The organism is Sorangium sp. So ce590 (assembly GCF_051521365.1).
Taxonomy (GTDB): domain Bacteria; phylum Myxococcota_A; class Polyangia; order Polyangiales; family Polyangiaceae; genus Sorangium.
This window is the reverse complement of sequence record NZ_CP150346.1, coordinates 3,710,860-3,730,471: the sequence shown is the minus strand read 5'-3', so window position 1 is coordinate 3,730,471 and position 19,612 is coordinate 3,710,860. Positions and strand designations below refer to the sequence as shown.

Annotated in this window: 17 protein-coding genes; 13 read left to right on the top strand and 4 right to left on the bottom strand. The window is 69.5% G+C overall.

The window, feature by feature from the left end:
- Positions 1-81: 81 nt before the first annotated feature.
- The gene (locus WMF28_RS14200) at positions 82-1,728 is read right to left on the bottom strand and encodes a tetratricopeptide repeat protein (protein ID WP_437602753.1); all 1,647 of its coding nucleotides are present in this window, start codon (positions 1,726-1,728) and stop codon (positions 82-84) included.
- 341 nt (positions 1,729-2,069) lie between these two features.
- Between WMF28_RS14200 and WMF28_RS14195 the strand changes: the two genes are divergently transcribed.
- The 3 genes from WMF28_RS14195 to WMF28_RS14185 all read left to right on the top strand — a co-directional run bounded on the left by WMF28_RS14195 (position 2,070) and on the right by WMF28_RS14185 (position 3,923).
- Positions 2,070-2,279: a hypothetical protein gene (locus WMF28_RS14195; RefSeq protein ID WP_437602752.1), complete on the top strand. Its 210-nt coding sequence runs from the start codon at positions 2,070-2,072 to the stop codon at positions 2,277-2,279.
- Between the two features lie 116 nt (positions 2,280-2,395).
- On the top strand, positions 2,396-3,271 hold the full coding sequence (locus WMF28_RS14190; protein ID WP_437602751.1) for a hypothetical protein: 876 nt from the start codon (positions 2,396-2,398) through the stop codon (positions 3,269-3,271).
- 286 nt (positions 3,272-3,557) lie between these two features.
- Entirely contained in the window at positions 3,558-3,923 is a 366-nt protein-coding gene (locus tag WMF28_RS14185) for a YraN family protein (RefSeq protein WP_437602750.1), read from the top strand.
- A gap of 162 nt (positions 3,924-4,085) precedes the next feature.
- Here WMF28_RS14185 and WMF28_RS14180 read toward each other — a convergent pair whose 3' ends face one another.
- Both WMF28_RS14180 and WMF28_RS14175 read right to left on the bottom strand, forming a co-directional pair.
- Positions 4,086-4,952: a HAMP domain-containing protein gene (locus WMF28_RS14180; protein WP_437602749.1), complete on the bottom strand. Its 867-nt coding sequence runs from the start codon at positions 4,950-4,952 to the stop codon at positions 4,086-4,088.
- Between the two features lie 76 nt (positions 4,953-5,028).
- Positions 5,029-5,796: a HEAT repeat domain-containing protein gene (locus WMF28_RS14175; RefSeq protein WP_437602747.1), complete on the bottom strand. Its 768-nt coding sequence runs from the start codon at positions 5,794-5,796 to the stop codon at positions 5,029-5,031.
- A gap of 508 nt (positions 5,797-6,304) precedes the next feature.
- Between WMF28_RS14175 and WMF28_RS14170 the strand changes: the two genes are divergently transcribed.
- The 9 genes from WMF28_RS14170 to WMF28_RS14130 all read left to right on the top strand — a co-directional run bounded on the left by WMF28_RS14170 (position 6,305) and on the right by WMF28_RS14130 (position 17,817).
- Positions 6,305-8,080, top strand: a complete 1,776-nt coding sequence (locus tag WMF28_RS14170) for a carboxypeptidase-like regulatory domain-containing protein (RefSeq protein ID WP_437602745.1) — start codon at positions 6,305-6,307, stop codon at positions 8,078-8,080.
- Positions 8,081-8,223: 143 nt separating this feature from the next.
- Entirely contained in the window at positions 8,224-9,567 is a 1,344-nt protein-coding gene (ftsY, locus tag WMF28_RS14165) for a signal recognition particle-docking protein FtsY (protein WP_437602743.1), read from the top strand.
- Between the two features lie 703 nt (positions 9,568-10,270).
- A complete protein-coding gene (locus WMF28_RS14160; RefSeq protein WP_437602742.1) occupies positions 10,271-10,966 on the top strand; it encodes an outer membrane beta-barrel domain-containing protein in 696 nt (231 codons plus the stop codon).
- A gap of 244 nt (positions 10,967-11,210) precedes the next feature.
- Positions 11,211-11,906: a hypothetical protein gene (locus tag WMF28_RS14155; protein WP_437602741.1), complete on the top strand. Its 696-nt coding sequence runs from the start codon at positions 11,211-11,213 to the stop codon at positions 11,904-11,906.
- A 162-nt stretch (positions 11,907-12,068) separates the two neighbouring features.
- Positions 12,069-12,833 carry a HEAT repeat domain-containing protein gene (locus WMF28_RS14150; protein ID WP_437602739.1) on the top strand — a complete coding sequence of 255 codons (765 nt, stop codon included), beginning with the start codon at positions 12,069-12,071 and terminating at the stop codon, positions 12,831-12,833.
- Positions 12,834-12,995: 162 nt separating this feature from the next.
- The gene (locus tag WMF28_RS14145) at positions 12,996-14,738 is read left to right on the top strand and encodes a hypothetical protein (protein ID WP_437602737.1); all 1,743 of its coding nucleotides are present in this window, start codon (positions 12,996-12,998) and stop codon (positions 14,736-14,738) included.
- Positions 14,739-14,749: 11 nt separating this feature from the next.
- On the top strand, positions 14,750-16,192 hold the full coding sequence (locus WMF28_RS14140) for a cytochrome c3 family protein (RefSeq protein ID WP_437602736.1): 1,443 nt from the start codon (positions 14,750-14,752) through the stop codon (positions 16,190-16,192).
- Positions 16,193-16,300: 108 nt separating this feature from the next.
- Positions 16,301-16,555: a hypothetical protein gene (locus WMF28_RS14135; protein ID WP_020735484.1), complete on the top strand. Its 255-nt coding sequence runs from the start codon at positions 16,301-16,303 to the stop codon at positions 16,553-16,555.
- A gap of 50 nt (positions 16,556-16,605) precedes the next feature.
- The gene (locus WMF28_RS14130; RefSeq protein WP_437602734.1) at positions 16,606-17,817 is read left to right on the top strand and encodes an Ig-like domain-containing protein; all 1,212 of its coding nucleotides are present in this window, start codon (positions 16,606-16,608) and stop codon (positions 17,815-17,817) included.
- A gap of 16 nt (positions 17,818-17,833) precedes the next feature.
- Here the strand turns inward: WMF28_RS14130 and WMF28_RS14125 are convergent, their stop codons facing one another.
- The gene (locus tag WMF28_RS14125) at positions 17,834-18,730 is read right to left on the bottom strand and encodes a diguanylate cyclase (protein WP_437602732.1); all 897 of its coding nucleotides are present in this window, start codon (positions 18,728-18,730) and stop codon (positions 17,834-17,836) included.
- Positions 18,731-18,807: 77 nt separating this feature from the next.
- Between WMF28_RS14125 and WMF28_RS14120 the strand changes: the two genes are divergently transcribed.
- Positions 18,808-19,572: a DUF3105 domain-containing protein gene (locus WMF28_RS14120; RefSeq protein ID WP_437602730.1), complete on the top strand. Its 765-nt coding sequence runs from the start codon at positions 18,808-18,810 to the stop codon at positions 19,570-19,572.
- Positions 19,573-19,612: the final 40 nt, after the last annotated feature.

The following is a 19,612-nucleotide window of genomic DNA, read 5'->3' as shown; positions in this document are numbered from 1 at the left end:
GTCCCTCCGCCACGGACCCCCGTGAGGAAGCGCTGTCTGCCCCGCGGTCTCGTGCCGCGAGGCGAACCCTTAAGAAATCTCTCACTTGCTGCACTTCGAGGTCACGACCTGCCGGTAGAAGCCCAGCTCGTCGCGCCAGTACTCGCCGTCGAACGGCCACAGCACGTGCTCATCGTCGGGCTTGACGACGCCGTACGTGAGCGCGTCCTCCTTCGACAGCTGACCGCTGACGACCTGCTGGTCGAGCTTGTTCCTCTCGGCCGCGGTGATGTCGATGAGGATCTTCGACGAGTCGCGGAGGTGCTCGTTGAGCTCGTCGAGGTTGCGCTGGTAGCGCTCCCGGCCGAGCGTGCCGGCGTTCCGGACCGCGAGGCTCCTCGCGAAGTCGAGGGCGTCGGTCACCTCGCTGCCCGCCGGAGAGTTGCGGAAGTTGGCGGGCGCCTTCTTGAACCGCTCCGCCTCCTCGTCGAGCACGCGCACGTACTCCATGTTGCGGCGCAGCTGCCGGTCCGAGAGCGCGTTCTCGACGATCGGACGGACCGTCGGCGACAGGTTCGCCTTGCCGGCGCTCACGTCCTTCAGGAACTGGAAGAAGCGCTCCTCGTTCCCTTCCCCCTGGAACCGGTTCAGGATCGCCTCGAGCTCCTTCTTGATCGGCTCGTACTTCTTCTGCATCTTCGCGACGATCGTGGTCGCGTCGCCGTACTGGCAGATCGTGAACGAGACGACCGCCTTCAGGATGTCGGCCTCGGGATAGAACGAGTTCGGGAAGTAGGGCGCCTCGATCGTGTGGATGTTGCCGAGCGCCTGCGGGTACAGCCCGGCCATGAAGTACGCCCAGGACCCCTCGAAGAGGCTGTCCAGCCAGTACTCGCTCGCGACGTCGACGCGGTTCCAGTACTTGACGGCGGCCGAGAGCTTCGCAGCGTCGATCGTCGGGACGTTGTTGTCGTCCAGGCGAACAGAGGCCGAGTAGTAGGTCCGCGCCATCGAGAGGAACGCGAGGTCGCGCATGCGCGCCTCGTCCTCGAGGCCCTCGACGCCCTCGTCGATCGCCTGGACGATGCGCTGGAACGACTTGACCGCGGGCACCGACTTGCGCAGCTGCACGTACGAGATGCCGCTGAAGAACTGGGACTGGACGTAGTACTTGCTGTTGGGGTCGACCTTGGCGAAGAGGGCGATGGCCTCCTCGTAGTTCCGGTTCCGGTACTTGTAGCGGCCGAGCAGGTAGTTGAGCTGCCAGTAGAGGTCGCGCTGCTGGGGGTTGTTGAAGCGCGCGATCTGCTCGGTCTTGTACTTGCCGACGCGCTCGATGATGTCCGCCGGCTCGGGGAGCTGCGTCGCGAGCTTGGACAGCCAGAGCAGCGTCTCGTTGAACTTGATGTGGCTCGGCTTGTCGGCGACCTGCGAGAAGATCGCATAGCTCGCCTGGTAGAACTGCAGCCGGTACAGCGCGATCGCGAGGTGGTACTGCGCGATCTGCCGGTTGCCCTCGTCGTCGCCGGTGTCGCCGTCGACGACGCGCTTCAGCTGCCGCGCGGCGTCGCTCCACCGTTCGCCGTCGAACAGCCGCTTCGCCTGCGCCGCCTCCTCCGTCATCTGGCCCGCGGTCACGGGGCCCGCATCGTCGTCGAGGTTGATCTCTTTGTTGGGCTTCGTGCTGCCCTTGGCGTCCGCCTTTTCAGCCGCGACGGGCTTACCCTTGCCGGCCTGCGCATGCCCCACGGCGGGGGATAGCAAGAGGGCAGAAGCTACAAGGCAGATACTCGCCACCCGGTTCCGCATCGTCGTTCCTCGCTTTCGGCGACGTAAAATCGTGGCCCCTTCGCCCCGTTCGCGGCTCCACACACCGGAAGCGCGCGCCGTAGACCCCCGAGGCAGCTCGGTCGAGAACCAAAAAGTTCAATGAGAATCAACGGATACTTGCGTGTGGCGGGGGATGGTAGGATTGCGGCACGCGGCTTGTCAAGCGATGCCGGCTGTGGGCCTGCTCTACATTCCCGGCCTCAGACACCGGGCGCCGCGTCGACCTTGGGGTTGCGCACTGCGTAGGAGTTGAGGGTGGAATGTTCGAACGGAAGCGCGACCGCTTCCTCAAGGATGAGCGGCCGCTCCCCTCACCCGAGCGCCACGGCGGCGCCGCGCGGCGGAGGCGTGGCCGCCGGCTGCCAAGGGACGGGCGGGCGCGGGGTCGAACGCTGTGCGCCGGGCACGGCCCCGACCTCGTCGGGGCGCGCCCCATCCGGCTGTTGACGCTCAAGGCGCGCTTCGTCTAGGGTCCAACCGCTGACGTTGTGCCTTTGAGCACCTCGACTTGAGCGTTTTCTTGCCTCCCGTCCGCGCGCCTCAGCCGAGGCGATGGCGCGCACCGCCGCCGAAGGAGCACGTTCTGATGACCCGTTCCATTCTGTCCGGCCTGCTCGGCCTGCTCAGCGTCGTCGCTATGGCGAGCCTGCCCTCCGCGTGTGAAAGCGGCGGCGTGGGCGACCCGTGCCTGCCCGAAGACGAGTACGATCCGCAGTTCGCGGGCTTCAAGGTGACGGAAGAGAACATCGAATCGCGGTCCTTCCAATGCCAGACGCGGATCTGCCTGGTGAACCACTTCCAGGGGCGCGTGAGCTGCCCGATGGGCCAGGAGGCGCCTCCGACCTGTAAACCCAACGCGGCCGGATGCACCGACTGCAAGCCGTCGGGGACGTACGCTCCCGACTGCGATCCGACAGAGCCGGACGGCGGCAAGGCGCAGTGCCTCAGCGGCAACTGCGATGCGGCGGGCGCCTTCTGCAGGTGCACCGCCGACACGGATTGCCCCACGACGGAGTGGACCTGCGGCGGTGACGGGGTCTGCACGCTCCACATCTGCCACGACGGCATGCCCAAGTCCGACGAAGGCAAGACCCTATGCCAGGACCCGACCAAGTCCGCGGCGGAGAACCAGGGGAAGCCCTGCTGCGTGCCGGGGACCGAGGATCCCGTCGCGTCGCCCGTCTGCGGCCAGTGCGCCGGCAACTCGCAACGGAACGCGGAGCAGGCGGTGTACTGCTCCTGCCGGTGCGGCGTGGCCGACGGAGAGCCGGACGACCCGAACTTCAACTTCTGCGAGTGCCCGCAGGGCTTCACCTGCTCCGAGATCCGCCCGAACGTCGGGCTCGGGGACCCGAACATCACCGGCAAGTACTGCATCAAGCAGGGCTCGCAGTTCGAGGGCGAGCAGGCGTGCGGCGACGTGCCCGGCCGCGTCAACTCGGACCAGTGCGAAGGCTTCTAGGCATCGGGTGACGGGCCGCGGCGCCTCGCGCAGCCCTCGACGTGCGCCGGTCGATCAGGCCGGCGGCTCCCTCCCCTCCAGCGACGATTCAGCCTCACACGACGGCCTGCGGCCCGGGCGCACGGCGCGCCCGGAACGCGCAGCGCGCGCCGGAGCGCCGACGGCCCATGCGACGGACGATGCCGGCAGCGGTGGAGACGCGCGCGCCGGGGGCTCCGCGCGGCGCGGCGCCCGGGGCGAGGCGTCGCCGAGGCGCGCGGCGCTCACGCCCGCTGCCGCTCCGCCGGTGGACGCGCGGAGAGCGCTCGGGGTGCGCGCGGAAGACGCCGTTGTCGCCTACCTCGCGGCGCAGGGAATGGAGATCGTCGCGCGCAACGCGCGGGTCGGCCGCCTGGAGATCGACGTGATCGCGCGGGACGGCCCGGTCATCGCGATCGTCGAGGTGCGGACGCGCGGCGCCGGCTCGTACGTTCGCGCCCTCGACAGCATCGACGCGGGCAAGCGCGCCCGCGTGCGGCGCGCCGGAGAGCAGCTCTGGCGCGCCCGCTTCTCGCGCGTGCGCGGCGTGGAGCGGATGCGCTTCGACGCCGCGTCGGTGACGTTCCTCCCGAACGGAGAAGCAGCGATCGAGCACATCAAAGCGGCCTTCTAGCGCGGAGCGCGGCGACGCCGTGGTCGGGGAGAGGACGACGCGGCCACGCGATCGCCTGGCTCGCTCAGGTTCGTAAATTCGGGTTGATTTTGGGTTGATCTCGAGCTGCTGCAGGGGCTGCTCGAGGGGGTGCGCAGCCGCTGGAGCGGCGCGCGGTCGCGGTCACGCCTCGATCTGCTCCTGCATCTCGGCGCGGAGGCGCTTCAGCTGCGCGAGGCCGTCGGGGTCGATCTCGGTGACCTTCTGCGCGCGCGCGTCGGCCTCGAGCTTCGCGAGGATGGCGTCCATCTTCTCGATCTTGGCCTGCTGACGTGTCCGCAGATCCTCGACCATCTTCTCGAACGCCTCGAAGAAGTGCTGGAGCTCGTCGCCCTTCCGCAACCGCTCGCGCACGATGAGCTTGCCCTCGCCGACCTGACGGAGCAGCCGCTTCATCTTGAAGATCGGGCCGGCGATCTTGTGCGTGAAGACGATGCCGGCGACGCCGACGCCGAGGACGAGCAACGACAGCAGCGCGACGATGAGGCGGAGCAGCATCTGCTGGTTGTCCGCGACGTCGGCGGCCTGCCGCTCGAGCGCCTTGGCGTGCTGCTGCAGCGTCGCCGCGTCGCGCTCGAGCCGCGCCTGCTCGTCCTTGAGCTTGATCTCGTCGCGCTGCGCCGCCTCACCGAACGTCTTCGCGAGCTCGGGGTCGTCCTTGTACTCCTTCGCGATGTTCATCGCGACGACCTCGCTGACGCGACGGCTCTGGACGAGCACCTCCTGGCCGCGCTTGACGGTCTCCTGCCCCTGACGGACCGTCTCCTGCCCCTGCTGCACGGCGCCGCGGCTCTGCTCGATGATCTTCGAGCTGGCGTTCCAGAGGAGCATCCCGAGCGCCACGGAGAGGACGAGGCTGATCCCCACGAGGAACCCCGTGTATTTCAGCTGGAATTTCTGATCGAGCAGGTAGTTCCGCGCGCTCCGCTGGTAGCGCGCTCTGACCTCCGGCGCGGAGGTCTGCGGGGCCGTGCTGGAAGCGTCGCTCATGGGATCCTCGAAGCTGGCTGGAGATGACAAGGGTCGTGACGCACGGGGAAAGCCAATATCGAGCCGCGATGGTGCGTCACAGCGAGGCGACGATCTTGTGGAAGGTCTCGACCGCGTTCTCGACGCACATCTTCATCAGGATGTTCTCGCTCTGGACGTCTTTGTTCGGGGTGCCGCTCTGCGTGAGCTTGGGCGCGAACTCGCCCTGGAGCGCCTTGGACGGATAAGTCCACATGCTGATGCGGACCACCTGCGTGAGGTTGCCGCCCTGGTACATGGCGGGCTCGACCGTGGCGAGGAGGTAGAAGCCCTTCATCTTCTTCTTGCCGTTCAGAATCTTCTTGCCCTGGGCGAGCGTCTCGCCCTTGGGGGCGACCGCGTAGCCGGCCTTCGCGAGGATCTTCGACTGGATCGCGGCGCGCACGAGCGGCTCGATCTCGGACTCGGGGCGGCCGCTCTTGTTCGTGATCTCGATGGCCACGTAGTACTTCGTGTCGGCGCCCGGCGGAGGCGGCGCCCCCGGACCGCCCCCGCCACCCGAGGACAGCGTCGCGATCGACTTCTGCATCTGCGACTTGACGGCCGCGCTCTGCTCCCTGCCCTCGGCCCGCTGCAGGCACGCGAGCCCCGCGGGCTTGCCGAGCCTGCCGAGCGCCGCGGCCGCCGCGACCCTGACGGACGTGTTGGCGTCCGTCAGGGCGTCGCAGAGCGGCTTCGTGGCGGCGTCGTCCGCCGACGCGCCGAGCGCGAGCGCCGCCTGCGTCCGGACACGGTAGTCGTCGTTGCTCTTGAGCTGCTCGGCGAGGTGGCTCGTGCGCTGATCCGCGTAGCTCCTCGTGGGCATCAGAGAGAGTACAAGCGTCAAAACCAGCAACACGAGCGCAGGAAAGGGCCGACGCATTCCACGTCCGACGATACACGAGCGCATCGCGGCCGTGGCGATCGGATCGGCGGGCCTGCACTCGAAATTTGGTGCGCACACGCTCGCACTTTTGCCTTGCATTCGCTCGCTCCTCGTTGCCACCGAACTGGACGGTTTGACGCGGCCTCCTCGCGGGGCTTCAAGACGTGAGACATGTTGGGCTCCAGGGCGAACACGACATCATCATCCACTTATCTACCCGTCTACCTGTCTACCCGACGCTTCCCCGGCGCTCGGGCGACGTGTCACGTGCATGTCCGCTCACGTCCGCTCACGTCCGCGCTCGCCCACGCCGCCTCGTCTCGTCCGCGCGCGCCCGGGCGGGCTCGAGCGCAGCGCTGCCGCGGCTCGGCTTCCCCTTGCCCGGGCGCTGCCCGCGTGGCGAATAATGCGCGACCATGACGAGGAGCTCGCCGGAGGCGTTCGGGAGATGCGTGGCTTGAGACGATGCCTACAGGGGGCGCTCCTCGCGGCCACCGCGCTCGTCGCGGCGCTCCCGGCGCGCGCGCAGACGCAAGGTGCGCCGCTCCGCATCCATGTCCGGGGAAGCGCGCAGATCGACGCCGTCGCGTGGACCGAGCCCGACGGGTTCGTCGTGCGCGGCAGCGTCATCGACGACGCGCGGAGCCCGGTCGCGGAGGCGCCGCTCTCCATCGACGCCGTCACGGGCGGCGGAGCGCCCGTGGACCTGCCGACGGCGGAGAGGTGCGCGGCCGACGGCGCGGCGCGCGGCCGCGAGCACCGCGCCTCGCACGGGGGGTACGCGATCTCGACCGACGAGCGGGGCGGGTTCTGCCTCCGCGGGCGGGCGCCGCTCGCGAACGCGACGCTGCGCGTCCGCTTCCCCGGAGGGAAGCTCTACGAGCCGGCGGAGGCGAAGATCCCGATCGAGACGCACGCGGCCCCGCTCGCGCCGGTGATCCTCCGGTTCGATCCGCCGGTGGACGCGATCGATCTGGATCGCCCGACCGTCAACGTCACCGTGGCGCTCCGGATCGATCGCAGCGGCGCGCGAGGCGCCGCGAGCGGCGCGACGTTCGAGCGCGAGCGGCTCCCCGTCGTGCTCGAGGACGAGCGCGGCACGAGGCTCGCGGAGGCGCCGACCGGCGGCGACGGGCGCGCGCGCTTCGAGCTCGCGACCGAGGGCCTCGGTGGCGCCGGGCAGGGCGTGCTGCGCGCGCGCTTCGGCGGGACCGCCGCGCTCGCGAAGGCGAGCGTCGGCCAGGGCGTCGTCCGGTACGCCCAGGTCACGCTCGCGCTCTCCCACCCGGTCGAGCCGGCGCGCGCGCAGGACGGCGTGCCGATCGACGTCGAGGTGCGCTCGTCCGGCGGCCCCGTCGAGGGCGGCGTCGTCGAGGCGCTGCGCGCGGGCGAGCCCGTGGGCACCGCGGGGGTGATCTCCGGCAAGGCGCGGGTGATCGCCGCGTTCATCGCCGAGCGCGAGGGGACCGTGCCGCTGTCGCTCCGCTACGTGCCCGCCGCTCCATGGTGGATCCCCGGCGCAGAGCTCGCGATCGACGTGCCCGTCGCGGGCCCCGGGGTGTGGCGGCAGCTCGCGCTCGGCGCCGCCGTCCTCGCGATCGCGGGCTGGGTGCTCGGCGGCTGGCGGCGGGCTCCGAAGCGCGCGGAGGCGCGCGCTGGCGACGAGAAGCCCGCCGCGCCGCCCGGCCGCGCGGGCGTGCGGATCGTGGGGCCGATCGACGACGCCACCGGCTGGCGCGGCGCCGTCGCCGACGCGCACGACGGCACGCCCATCGCGCGGGCCGAGCTCACGATCGTCGTGCCCGCCTTCGACGACAGCGGCGTCATCGCGCGCGCCGTGACCGACGACGCCGGCGAGTTCTCGATCGAGGCGCCGTACCGGAGCGACGCCAAGCTCGTCGCGCGCGCGCCGACGCACAGCAGCTACGAGCAGGCGCTCCCGCCGCCGAGCAAGCTGGGCATCGCGCTGGTCACGCGCCGCCGCGCCGTCCTCGATCGCCTCGTCCGCTGGGCGCGGCGGCAGGGCGCGCCGTTCGAGGGGCCGCCGGAGCCGACGCCCGGACACGTGCGCCGCGTGGCGAGCAGGGTCCAGCAGCACGAGGTCGAGGCGTGGGCGACCCGGATCGAGCACGCCGCCTTCGGGCCCGATGCCGTCGACGAGCGGCTCGAGCAGGACCTCGGCGCGTCGGAGCCGAAGCCCGGCATCTCCCAGCTCGCTCCGTGAGCCGAGCGCTCGGGGCGCGCGGCGGCGACCCTGCCGCCGCGCCGACCTGCCGTTTCGCTGGCCGGATCGGCCGACCGCGCGAGCGCACGTTGACGTATGGGGTACGTCCCATATAGTCGGCTCCCTCGCCGGAGAACGCCAACGTGGAAATCGCCCTAATTATCGTCGGCCTCGTCGTGGTGGCGGCGATCGTCTACTTCGTCACGAAGAAGGCGGCGCCGCCCGAGATCGAAGCGCCCCCCCAACCGAAGAAGCTCCCGGAGAAGGCGAAGCAGCCCACCGCCAAGCCCTCCGACAAGCCGCGTGTCCAGAAGAAGCCTCCGGCGGAAGAAGCGCCTCCGGCGAAGGCGAAGGAGCCCGCGCCGCAGGACGAGCCGCCCGCGGCGACGCCCTTCCCTGTCGAGGTGCCCGCCGTACCACCGCCCGCGGACGAGGCGGCGCTGCCCGCGTCCGCGGTCGCGGAGGCGCCCGTGGTCGAGGCGCCGGCCAAGCCGGCCCTCGCCAGGCCGGCGCGGGAGACGACGCCCCCGGGCGCGCGCAAGCGCGACATCGAGGGGCTCCGCAAGGGCCTCGCGAAGGTTCGGGAGAGCGAGGGGTTCTTCGGCCGGCTCAAGGCGCTGTTCGCCGGCAAGAAGGAGATCGATCCCAACGTCGTCGAGCAGATCGAAGAGGTGCTGCTCACCTCGGACGTCGGCGTGAAGACGTCAGAGCTCCTCCTCGACGAGATCCGCTCGGCGCTCAGCCGGAACGAGCTCGCCGACACCGACAAGGTCTGGGACGCGCTCCGCGAGCACGCGAAGCGGATCCTGCGCGTCGGCGCCGGCGGCGGGCTCTCGCTGAAGACGCAGCCCACCGTGGTGATGGTGGTCGGCGTGAACGGCGTGGGCAAGACGACAACGATCGGCAAGCTCGCGACGCAGCTCAAGGCCGAGGGCCGGACGGTGGTGCTCGCCGCGGGCGACACGTTCCGCGCGGCGGCAGTGCAGCAGCTCAACGTCTGGGGCAAGCGCGTCGGCTGCGAGGTCGTGCGCGGCAAGGACGGGGCGAACCCGGGCGCGGTGATCTTCGACGCGATCCAGAAGGCGAAGGACACGGGCGCCGACGTCGTGCTCGCCGACACCGCGGGCAGGCTGCACACGAAGACGAACCTCATGGAGGAGCTGGCCCGGGTCGCGCGCACGATGAACAAGGCGCTCGAGGGGGCGCCTCACGAGACGCTGCTGGTGCTCGACGCCACGAACGGACAGAACGCCATGCAGCAGGCCGCGCTCTTCAAGGAGGCGCTGCCCATCACCGGCATCGTGTTGACGAAGCTCGACGGCACCGCGAAGGGCGGCGTCATCCTCGGCATCTGCGCCGAGCACGGGCTGCCCGTCCGCTACGTCGGCATCGGCGAGCGCGCGGAGGACCTCCGCGAGTTCGAGCCCGACGAGTTCGTGGAGGCGATGCTCGGCCGCGCGAGCGGCGCCGAAGACGCGGCCGCCTGACGAGCGCGGCGCCTCTCAGCGCGCGGAGCCTCGCGCGCGGCCAGGCCAGACGAGGCCCGAGCAGACCAGGCGCCGCGGCGAGCGATCTGCCCTCACCTCCCAATCACTCCCCTCGACATCGGTCAAAGAAATGGGCGATGGTCCGATCTCTCGGGCCGCCTCGCCCGCACCCGCTGAGCCGTCAGGAACCGCCATCGTGAACCCCCAGAGCAAGCACACCGGCGGATCCGGGTCCGCGGTGATTGTGCAGCGAAATTGCCGATCGGCGCGAGTCCACCCGGGCGCGCGCCGTGGGGGGCTCGGCGGTCGCCCAGGGCAAAAGGATTTGGTTGTTGATCCTTTTATTTTCGCCGTGATATAGTCCGTCGGGCTTGGCGGTTGACCGAATTAATTAATGAATTCGCGTAGTTAGGAAGCTGTTCTACCTGGGCGATCGATCGCTCACATCGCACGGACTTCGGAAGGGATGGCGATGAACCAGGCTCGCGTGGGGCTTCTCGTTGCGGCTGCGTTGGTCGCGGTGCCGCTTACGGCGTCGGCTCAGCCAAAGGAGCAACCCAAGGAAATTAACCTCGACGAGCCAGAGACTCCTGCCGAGGGCACGGAGCCGGCGGAGGGACCTGCGGTTCCGGCCGAAGGCGATGAGGAGGCGGGGCTTGGGGACATCTGCAAGATCGATCCGACGGCGTGTCCCACGATCGACTTGGACAAGGAAGCGGCGAAGGTGCTCAGGCCAGAGACCTACGCAGTGCAGCAGATCTACGCGCTGCGCTATCACCGCTTCGAGGTGAACCCGTACTTCGGGCTGACGATGAACGACCAGTTCGTCGGTCACAACGGTCCGGGGCTCGCGGTCAACTGGTACCTCACCAACGTCCTCGCGATCGGGGTCAACGGCAACTGGTACGCCGGCCTCAACACACCGTCGGACTTCAACTTCCAGACGAGCAGGGCGGCGCGTGTCGGTGAGCCGATCACCGAGTATCAGTGGAACGCGAACGCGAACTTCACGTACGTCCCCGCGTACGGCAAGTTCGCCGGGTTCAGCGACTTCATCTTCCACTACGACTTCTTCGTACTGGGCGGTGTCGGCGCGATCTCGACGCGGCCCATGGCCGTCGTCGATCCGGACAACCGCACCTTCGACTGGAAGCCGAAGCTCGCCTTCCACGTCGGCGGGGGCATCCGCATCTTCTTCAACCGCTGGTTCGCGGCCATGGCCGAGGTCAGCGACTACATCTTCTTCGACGAGCTCGAGAACCCCAGCGTCGACAAGGACAGACTCCAGGACAAGAGCACGTGGCTGGCCGATGAGAAGAGCTTCACCAACAACGTGCAGGCCCAGGTCGGGTTCTCGGTGTTCCTGCCGTTCTCCTGGGAATACCGGCTGCCGAAGTAAGGCCTTTGGACGTGGGGACGCGCAGACGCCGAGCGCGAGACATGGGATGATTCAGCCAAAGACGGGGACAGGCATGATGCGTCGATTCGTCCAAAGCCTTTGCACCGTGGTGGCAGGGCTTACCGGCTGTGCACTTCTGATGACGGCTGCGCCCGCCGAGGCGCAGGAGATTCAGCTGACCGGCCCTCTGGCCGGTGCACCCGCCGTGCGGAAGCTCCGGCTCCATCGCGAGGGACGGTTTGAGGTGGCTCCAGGCGCGTCGTTCACGCTGCTGGACGAGTACCGGCGAACGATCATGCCGGGGCTGCGCCTCACCTACCACCTCACCGACTGGCTCGGCATCGGAGCCTGGGGCGGGTACGGGTTCCAGTACAACGCCGGGCTGACGGACGAGCTCCAGCGCGTCGCGATCGACAGCCGCAGCTGCGCCGACCGGCCGTTCACGAAGGCGTGCCAGCTGACCAGGGTCAACCTGACACGAGGCCAGCTCACGGAGGACCAGCTAGCCCAGATCCAGTGGGTCGCGGCGCCGCAGGTCACGGTCGTGCCCTTCCGCGGCAAGCTGGCGCTGTTCGCCGAGCTCTTCGTGGACACCGACGTGAACTTCTTCGCCGGGCTCGCGGCGATCGGGGTGAAGGAGCGCAAGCAGTGCACAGCGAACTGCGCGGAGACCTTCGGGCTCGAGAGCCGCATGGCCCTCGCGCCGACGTTCGGCCTCGGCTTGAATTTCTATCCGTCGGACTTCATCGGCTTCGGCGCGGAGTGGCGCGCCCTGCCGTTCGAGTGGAATACTTCGGGCTTCGACAACCACGGGGCCGGCACGGATGAGGCGTTCCCTGACAACAAGGTGGACGACAAGGACCGCGAATTCCACTTCACCAGCATGGTCACCGTGAGCCTGAGCATTCAATTCCCCACCGCCATCAAGACGACGGAGTAGACGGCTTCGCCGGCTCGGATGACCGAGCCGGCTCGTCCGGGGTAGCTCGGACGGGGAGCCTCCAGTGCCGGGAGCAGCAGGCTCTGCCCTCGGCAGTGGAGCCCGGCGGAGATCGCCGGGCAGCTCGGACCGCGGCGGCGGGACAGCCACCAGAGGTCAGCGTTGGGTATTTTCGATTTTCTCCGCAAAAGCACTCCGCCGGCCGGCGGCACCCCCTCCGACAACAAGAAGGTGGCCGGTCCGGCCAAGGTCGTCGCGGACAAGCGCGCTCAGGCCTACGACCGCCTCGACGCCATCCAGACGCTCGCAGCGATGAAGAGCGCCGACGCAGCGGCGGCGCTCCTCAGGCGCTTCACGTTCTCGATCGACCCCTCGATCACGGATCAGGAAGAGAAGGATCTGGCGTTCCGGGGCATCGTCGAGGCCGGCAAGGACGCGGTGCCGGCCGTTGCCGAGTTCTGCCTCAAGGCCGAGACCCTCACCTGGCCGCTCAAGATCCTGCGGGCGCTGCTCGATGACGCGGACTATCGCGTCGAGCTCGTCCGGCTGCTCGATCGGTGCGACACGGAGTATGCGCGCAACGTCGAGCCGAAGCAGCAGATCATCGTCGCGCTGGGCGAGCTCAAGGACGACGACGTGCGGGTCGCGGTGGAGCGGTTCCTCGACGACGTCAACGAGACGGTCCGGTTCCACGCCGTGCAGACCATCTTTTCCCAGGGCGACGAGGCGAGCGTGCCTGCGCTGGTGAAGATGCTCGCGGCCGAGGAGTCGGTCCGGGTGAAGAACAAGGTGGCCGAGGGGCTGCTGACCCGCGGCTGGACGGTGCCGGCAGAGCTGCGGAGCAGCGCGAACCAGGCGCTCCAGGACTCGAACGGCTTCAGCGTGGGCTCGGACGGCAAGCTCCGGAAGGGCGCTGGATACAGCTGACCGGGCGTGCTTTTGCGACAAGGCTGTTCGCCCTGCGATCGGGTTGACAGCGTTGCCGCGCGTGGACGAAACTCCGCGCCATGCTTGTTCAGGCCTCGGCGGCAGCTGAGAGCACGGGCCGCGTAGACCGGCCCGCACCAGCGGAAAGCGAGCGTAGATTCCGTGACTGAGCACCGCTCGTCGATGGCGGAGCTCCCGTCACGACGTCGTGAGCCATGCCCCTGCTTTGCCGGGGCGTGTCTTGGAACGCGCAGACGGAGAGCGCGACGCGCCTCGCTGTCGCGCGCGCTGGCCGCTGCCGGCCTGCTGCCCTTCGCGCTCGCCCCGCGCGGGGCAGCTGCAGCCGACTTCCAGGTCGAGTCGAGCACCGGCGTTCAGGCCTACGAGGTCGCGAGCCCCTGGGGAGCCACGAACATCGAGCGACGGCGTCTCCTGCAGACGCTGGGGCTCGCCGTCTACAACCTCCAGGGCGACTTTGTCCCAGGCGAGGCGGACTACTCGGCGACCGTGCGGCTCCGGCTGGACGCGGACTTCGGGGTGAACGGCCACCTCGAAGGCGCGCAGCAGCGCGGCGAGACCGACTACAGCATCGCCGGCGGCTCACGCTACATCCCGGGGCTGCGCGAGGCGCCGCTCGATCTGATGTACGCGTACGTCGAAGGTCGGAACGTCGCCAGCGGATGGCTCGGCTTCCGCGTCGGCCGCCAGTACGTGAGCGACGTGCTCGGATGGTGGTCGTTCGATGGCGCGCTCCTCCGCGTGACGACGCCCTACTACGTCCAGATCGAGGCGTACGGCGGGCTCGAGCAGCGCGGCGGCCTGCCGCTCTCCACATCGCGCTTCGAGCAGCAGGGGATCTGGCGCGGCAACCATCGGGGCTTCGGCGACGACCGGACGCTGCCCGGGAGCGCGGCCGACTACCCGTCGTACCAGGAGGCCCAGATCGCCCCGGCGTTCGGCGTCGCGCTGGAGAGCGCCGGTCCGAGCTTCGTCCACGGCCGGCTGACCTACCGGCGCGTCTACAACACGGGGCCCTCGATCACCCAGCAGTTCCCGGATCGCGACGGGAACGTCCAGACGACCGACGGGGCGCGCATCTCGCAGGACCGGCTCGGGTACGCGGCCGACGTCAACGTGCCGGCGGTCGGCGGGCTCAAGGGCGGGGTGACCTACGACCTCTACAACCAGCTCGTCGGCTCGTTCTTCGGCGGCCTGGAGGTCTACGCGGGGAGCCGCGTCACGCTGGGCGCGGACGTCGACTACTTCGTTCCCACGTTCGACGCCGACTCGATCTGGAACTGGTTCACCCACGATCCCATCACCACGATCACCGGACGGGCGGCGGTCGACATCACCCGCGAGGTCGATGTCGCCGCCTGGGGCGGCACGCGGATGTGGATCGCCGAGGGGAACCCGGAGGAGTTCGGCGCCGGCCAGTGCCGGGAAGCGCAGCTCGGGCCGGATTGCGTCGGGACGACGACGCTCGATCCGTCGACCGACAGCGACCTCGAGGACTACGCGCGTGATGAGAAGAACCGCGCCACGACGATCACGACCGACGTGCTCGCCAACCTCGCGGGCCGCTACCGCACGCGCACGACGTCGGTCGAGCTCCGCGGGATGCTGCAGACGGGAGAGCGCGGGCGCCGGACAGGGGCCGATCTGTCGGGGGAGAGGCGGCTGAGCGGGCAGCGCTACGCGCTCGGAGCGCGGGTGTCGCTGTACAACTGGGCGGATCCGCTCAGGCCGGACCGGGACGCGACGTCGTTCGGGTACGTCCTTGGGGCCGGGTACCGGCCGGGTGAGTTCGCAGACTTCAAGCTCGAGTGGGAGCACGACATGAACCGGCTGGTGGGCCAGCGCTTCCGCGTCGTCGGCCTCGTGAACCTGCGGGTGGCGCCGTGAGCGAGGATCGCATGGACGCAAGACAGGATGGCCGGCGCGGCGCCCGGCGGGATGACCCGAGGCTCGTCCCGGGGTGGGTCGCCATCATCGCGTGCCTGGGCGCGCTGGCGCTCGCGATCGTGGGTCCCGAGGCCGCCGCCCAGCCGAAGCCGCCGGCGACGGCCGACGACGACAGCGCGGATGCGGCCGAGGACGCCGAGGAGGACGCCGAAGGAGAGAAGGGCGCGCATCCGCCGCCGAGCGGGTACAGGTCGGGCCTCTACCCGATGCCCGACGACGCGGAGGTGCCGCTGGCCTGGATGCCGCCCGGAACGAGCGCGACCCCGACCCCGAGCGACGAGATCTATCCCCCGCAGACGCTGACGATCCGCTTCAACCACAAGAAGCACGTCAAGGGGCTCAAGCAGACGTGCAAGTCGTGCCACGCAGGGGCCTACACGAGCGGCGCAGTGACCGACCGGCTGCTGCCGAGTCCGGCGCAGACCTGCGACAACTGCCACGACGTCGATCACTCCGACCTCACCCAGGTGAAGGCGGGGACGAACGAGAACGGACAGTGCGTCTACTGCCACATCGGCGACGACGCGGGCAGCGGCGGAAAGGTGGCGCCGCTCGTGCTGCCGCACGCGAACCTCCGGTTCCCGCACGAGAAGCACGTGAGCCGGAACATCAAGTGCAGCCAGTGCCACGGCCGGGTCGATCGACTCGAGCTCGCCACCCGCGAGCAGCTGCCGCGCATGGCAGGCTGCTTCTCGTGCCACAACATGAGCGGCGCAGCCCAGGGCGACGCGAAGAGCGACTGCGACGTCTGCCACCTGACGCGCCCCGACGGGCGGCTCATGACCGAGTTCGCCACGGGCGATCTGCTGCCGCCCCAGTGGCTGCACAACGCGGGACACACCCCCGACTGGCTCGAGCGGCACAAGCAGGTCGCCGCGAACGACAGCGCCTTCTGCGGGACATGCCACAGCACGAACTACTGCACCGACTGCCATGACGGGAAGATCCGTCCGCGCAACGTCCACCCGAACGACTTCCTCTCGATGCACCCGCAGGCGGCCCGGCAGGACAATCCGCGCTGCGTGAGCTGCCATCAGGAGCAAACGTTCTGTGCGGACTGCCACCGCCGGACGGGCGTGGCGCGCGACGCGCCGAGCGCCACGCGGCCCTCAGGGCGCCGCTTCCATCCCCCGCCGGCGGAGTGGACAACCGCGCCGCGCAGCGCGAAGCACCACGCCTGGGAAGCAGAGCGAAACCTGAATGCGTGCGTTTCCTGCCACACGGAGCGGGACTGCGCGACCTGCCACGCGACCCGCGGGATCTCGGGCGGGCAAGGGCTGAACCCGCATCCGCTCGGGTTCGAGAGCAAGTGCAAGACCGCGTTCTCTCGGAACCCGCGCCCGTGCCTGGTGTGCCATCAGTCGAGCGACAGGTTCCTCCAGCGTTGCCAATGAAAAGTCAAAATCGGTCAGTATATTCCTTGCCCTGGCCTTCCGGCGACGGGTATAGCGAGGTGCGCGCGGCTTCCCTAACGATCGCCGCGAACGCCAAGGAGAACGGGCGTGAAGGAGCTGATCAAGTACCTGATCGACAACCTCTATCTCGATTTCCAGGGGGAAATCACGCTGGAGACAGTGCGGGGCTTCCTCCGCGAAGACGACGGACGGGAGGCACGCCAACTTTTGTCGAAGCTCATCGAGGAGAAAGGGGTCGACGACATGCTGATCACGCTGGCCGACTGTCTCAAGGAACACATCCAGAGCGGGGTGAACGAGAAGGTCGTCCGCGAGCAGCTCTCGCTCTACGCCGAAAGCTGAGCAGGCCGGCCCGCGCGGCGCGCATCGCTTCCCTCCCCTTCTTCCTCCACGTGGCCCTCGCGACGGCCGGCTGCGACGTGGGGGAAGCCTCCTACCAGCCGATCGACGCCCCCCCTGTCCACCTGATCGAGGCGCGGGCCACGACCGGCCTCGACCAGAACTACCAGCCCGTCCGCACCCCGCTCGATCCGAGCGGCGCCACCCAAGTGCTGTCGACCGCGAGCTTCGTGCTGAAGTTCGATCGCTTCCTGCTGCCCGGCTCGGTGAGCGGCGTTGTGGGGCCCGGGTCGCTGTGCGTCTCGGGCGATCTGGCCACGCAGGTCCGGACGTTCGCGGACTGCGTGAACCCGATCGCGCTGGCGCCGACGTACAACCCGGTCCAGCGCGAGGTCATCTTCCGTCAGGTCGAAGGCATGTCGGGCCTCCTCCCGGGGACCCGGTATGCTCTCACGGTCCTCGGGCCCGTGGATGAGGCGGCTCCGGCGGGCATCCGCGCGTTCGACGGCGCGCCCCTGGCCGCTAACGTGCGCGTCGAGTTCACCGTCGCGGCGACCAACCCGCCCCAGGCGATGCCGGAGCGCCAGCCGAGCGGCGACTTCTACTGCCAGCGAGACCTCGAGTGCATCGGGCGCACGCCAGATTGCCAGGACGATCCGGCCACTCCGGAGAACGACCCGCTCGATCCGGCGTGCCACGCCTGCGTGAAGGGCGCAGCGAGCCTCCTCTACTCCTGCGTGCAATGCCACAGCGACGGGAACGCCGCCGCTGGGCTGAACCTGAGCGTGGCGAAGCTGGAACCGCTGGAACTGATCCCAGGGAAGGCGATTTTGAAGTACACGAAGCCCGACCCGCTCTACGAGACCGCGATCGGGCACGCCGCGCACCAGACCCAGATGGGCGAGCGCGCGCACGTGGCGGAGACGGCCCCGCAGCGCTTCGGCAGGGCCATGCCGCTCATCGACCCGGGAAACCCGGGGAACAGCTACCTCCTCTACAAGATGATCGTCGGGCAGAGCGCGCTCGACCCCGCCTTGCCCGCCGACCAGGCCGAGAAACTCCGGGAGGAGACGGAGCGGCTGCGCGCCGCCTTCGTGATGGGGATGCCCATGCCGCCCCCGCAGCCAGGCCCCTTGTTCTGGTTCCACCCCCAGACGGCAAACGACCCGAACGTCACGATGTACGTGGACGGGATGGATATCCTGTCCGCGTGGATCCTCGACGGCGCCGAGCCGCGCGATTGCTCCGTCCCTCCCCCGCCCTGACCGCGCCCGCGCGCCGTCACATCACCCGATTCCGCCCGCCCTTCTTCGCATGGTAGAGCCGCTCGTCGGCGCGGCGGTAGAGCTCCATGGGCGAGACGGGCGCGTCCGGCGTGATGCCGGCGACCCCGAAGCTCGCGGTGACGGCGATCTCGCCGTCCTCGAAGCGGAACGGCGTGCGCTCCACGAGCGCGCGCAGCTTCTCGGCGACGACGCGCGCGCCGTCCACGGCAAGCTCCGGGACGAGCAGCGCGAACTCCTCGCCGCCGACGCGCGCGAGGACGTCGTCGCGGCGGACGTTCGCGGCGGCGAGCGCGGCCATCTGGCGGAGCACGGCGTCGCCCGTGAGGTGCCCCCGGGTGTCGTTGATGCTCTTGAAGTGATCGATGTCGAACATGATGAGCGCGAGGTGGCGATGGTAACGGCACGCGCGCGACACCTCCCGCTCGAGCGCGACCTCGAAGGAGCGCTTGTTGTGGACCTGCGTGAGCCCGTCGAAGGTCATCAGGCGGTAGATCTCTTCGTGGTACGAGAGCTCGACGTTCCCCCCCTGGATGAACTTGAAGATCGTCCGGCCGATCTTGACCTGATCGCCGTCCTTGAGGACGCGCTCGTCGACCGAGACGTCGTTCACGTAGGTGCCGTTGGTCGAGCCGAGATCGCGGACGACGTAGCCCATCCCGTTCCAGGAGATGCGCGCGTGGCGGCGGCTGACCGCCTCGTCGTCGAGCGGGATCTCGGTCTGTATCGCACGCCCGCACTCGATCGCCCCGGTGCCGAGCGCGATGCGGCGCCCGAGCTCCGTGCCGTAGATCACGACCAGGCACGCGGTGCCAGGCTCCACCGGAAGCGCCGGCGGGGCGATGGACGTGCAGGTGACGAGCGTCTGCCGGTGATCGTTCTCTTGCTTCGCCACGCGGGAGGACCCAAGTACACCAGAGCCGGCGTTCCGGGGCAACGCACGTCGCGCATCGGACATGGTAGGCTTCAACCATGAAACGCTGCGGTTTCGCGCAGATGTGTGTGGCCGCCATGGCGGCCGCCGCGCTCTCCGCTCTCCTGAGCGGGTGTGGTCAGAGCGCGCCCCCGATCGACGAGACGGACGCCGCGCCGCCGCAGCCCGAGATCGTCTCGCGCTTCCCGGACGCCCCGCCCCTCCCGGGCGAGGCCGAGTGCAAGGTCGTCGTCCAGACGGGGATCCGCGTGACCTCCGCGCAGCACCTGCCGGTGTGCACGCCCGTCCAGTACGAGACAAACCCGCCGAGCGGCGGAGATCACTGGGCCCTCTGGGCCGAGTACAAGCGCTACGAGGCCGAGGTCCCGCGGGAGCTCTACGTGCACAACCTCGAGCACGGCGCGATCGTCCTCGCCTACCGGTGCCCGCCGTCGGGCTGCGCGGAGGTGGAGGCGATGCTCGACGAGGTGCGGACCGAGGCCGCCTCGGATCCGAGATGCCTCACGCTGCCCGGAGGGCCCGAGGCGCGCCTCGTGATGACGCCCGACAGCGCGCTGGACACCCCCATCGCCGCCGCGGCCTGGGGCGCCACGTACACCGCGACGTGCCTCGACAAGCCGTCGCTCGCGCGCTTCGTGGCAGACCACTACGGCAAGGGTCGGGAAGACACGTGCAGCAACGCGTCGGCCGTCGACGTCGATCTGCCGGACGGCGGCGCGCCGAGCTGCGGTGACGACATGCCGCCCGACGAGGGCGCGGGCGACACGCCCGACGCAGCCGGCGGCGGTCCGCCAGGACCGTAACCCGGTTGACAGGTGGCTCGCAGCCCGGGAGCATTCCTGG

Bases quoted from the DNA above. Each gene is read 5' to 3' on its own strand.
- WMF28_RS14190 (WP_437602751.1), top strand. From the start codon at position 2,396: ATGACCCGTTCCATTCTGTCCGGCCTGCTCGGCCTGCTCAGCGTCGTC.
- WMF28_RS14170 (WP_437602745.1), top strand. From the start codon at position 6,305: ATGCGTGGCTTGAGACGATGCCTACAGGGGGCGCTCCTCGCGGCCACC.
- WMF28_RS14120 (WP_437602730.1), top strand. From the start codon at position 18,808: ATGAAACGCTGCGGTTTCGCGCAGATGTGTGTGGCCGCCATGGCGGCC.
- WMF28_RS14175 (WP_437602747.1), bottom strand. From the start codon at position 5,796: ATGCCCACGAGGAGCTACGCGGATCAGCGCACGAGCCACCTCGCCGAG.
- WMF28_RS14195 (WP_437602752.1), top strand. From the start codon at position 2,070: ATGTTCGAACGGAAGCGCGACCGCTTCCTCAAGGATGAGCGGCCGCTC.
- WMF28_RS14140 (WP_437602736.1), top strand. From the start codon at position 14,750: ATGGACGCAAGACAGGATGGCCGGCGCGGCGCCCGGCGGGATGACCCG.
- WMF28_RS14180 (WP_437602749.1), bottom strand. From the start codon at position 4,952: ATGAGCGACGCTTCCAGCACGGCCCCGCAGACCTCCGCGCCGGAGGTC.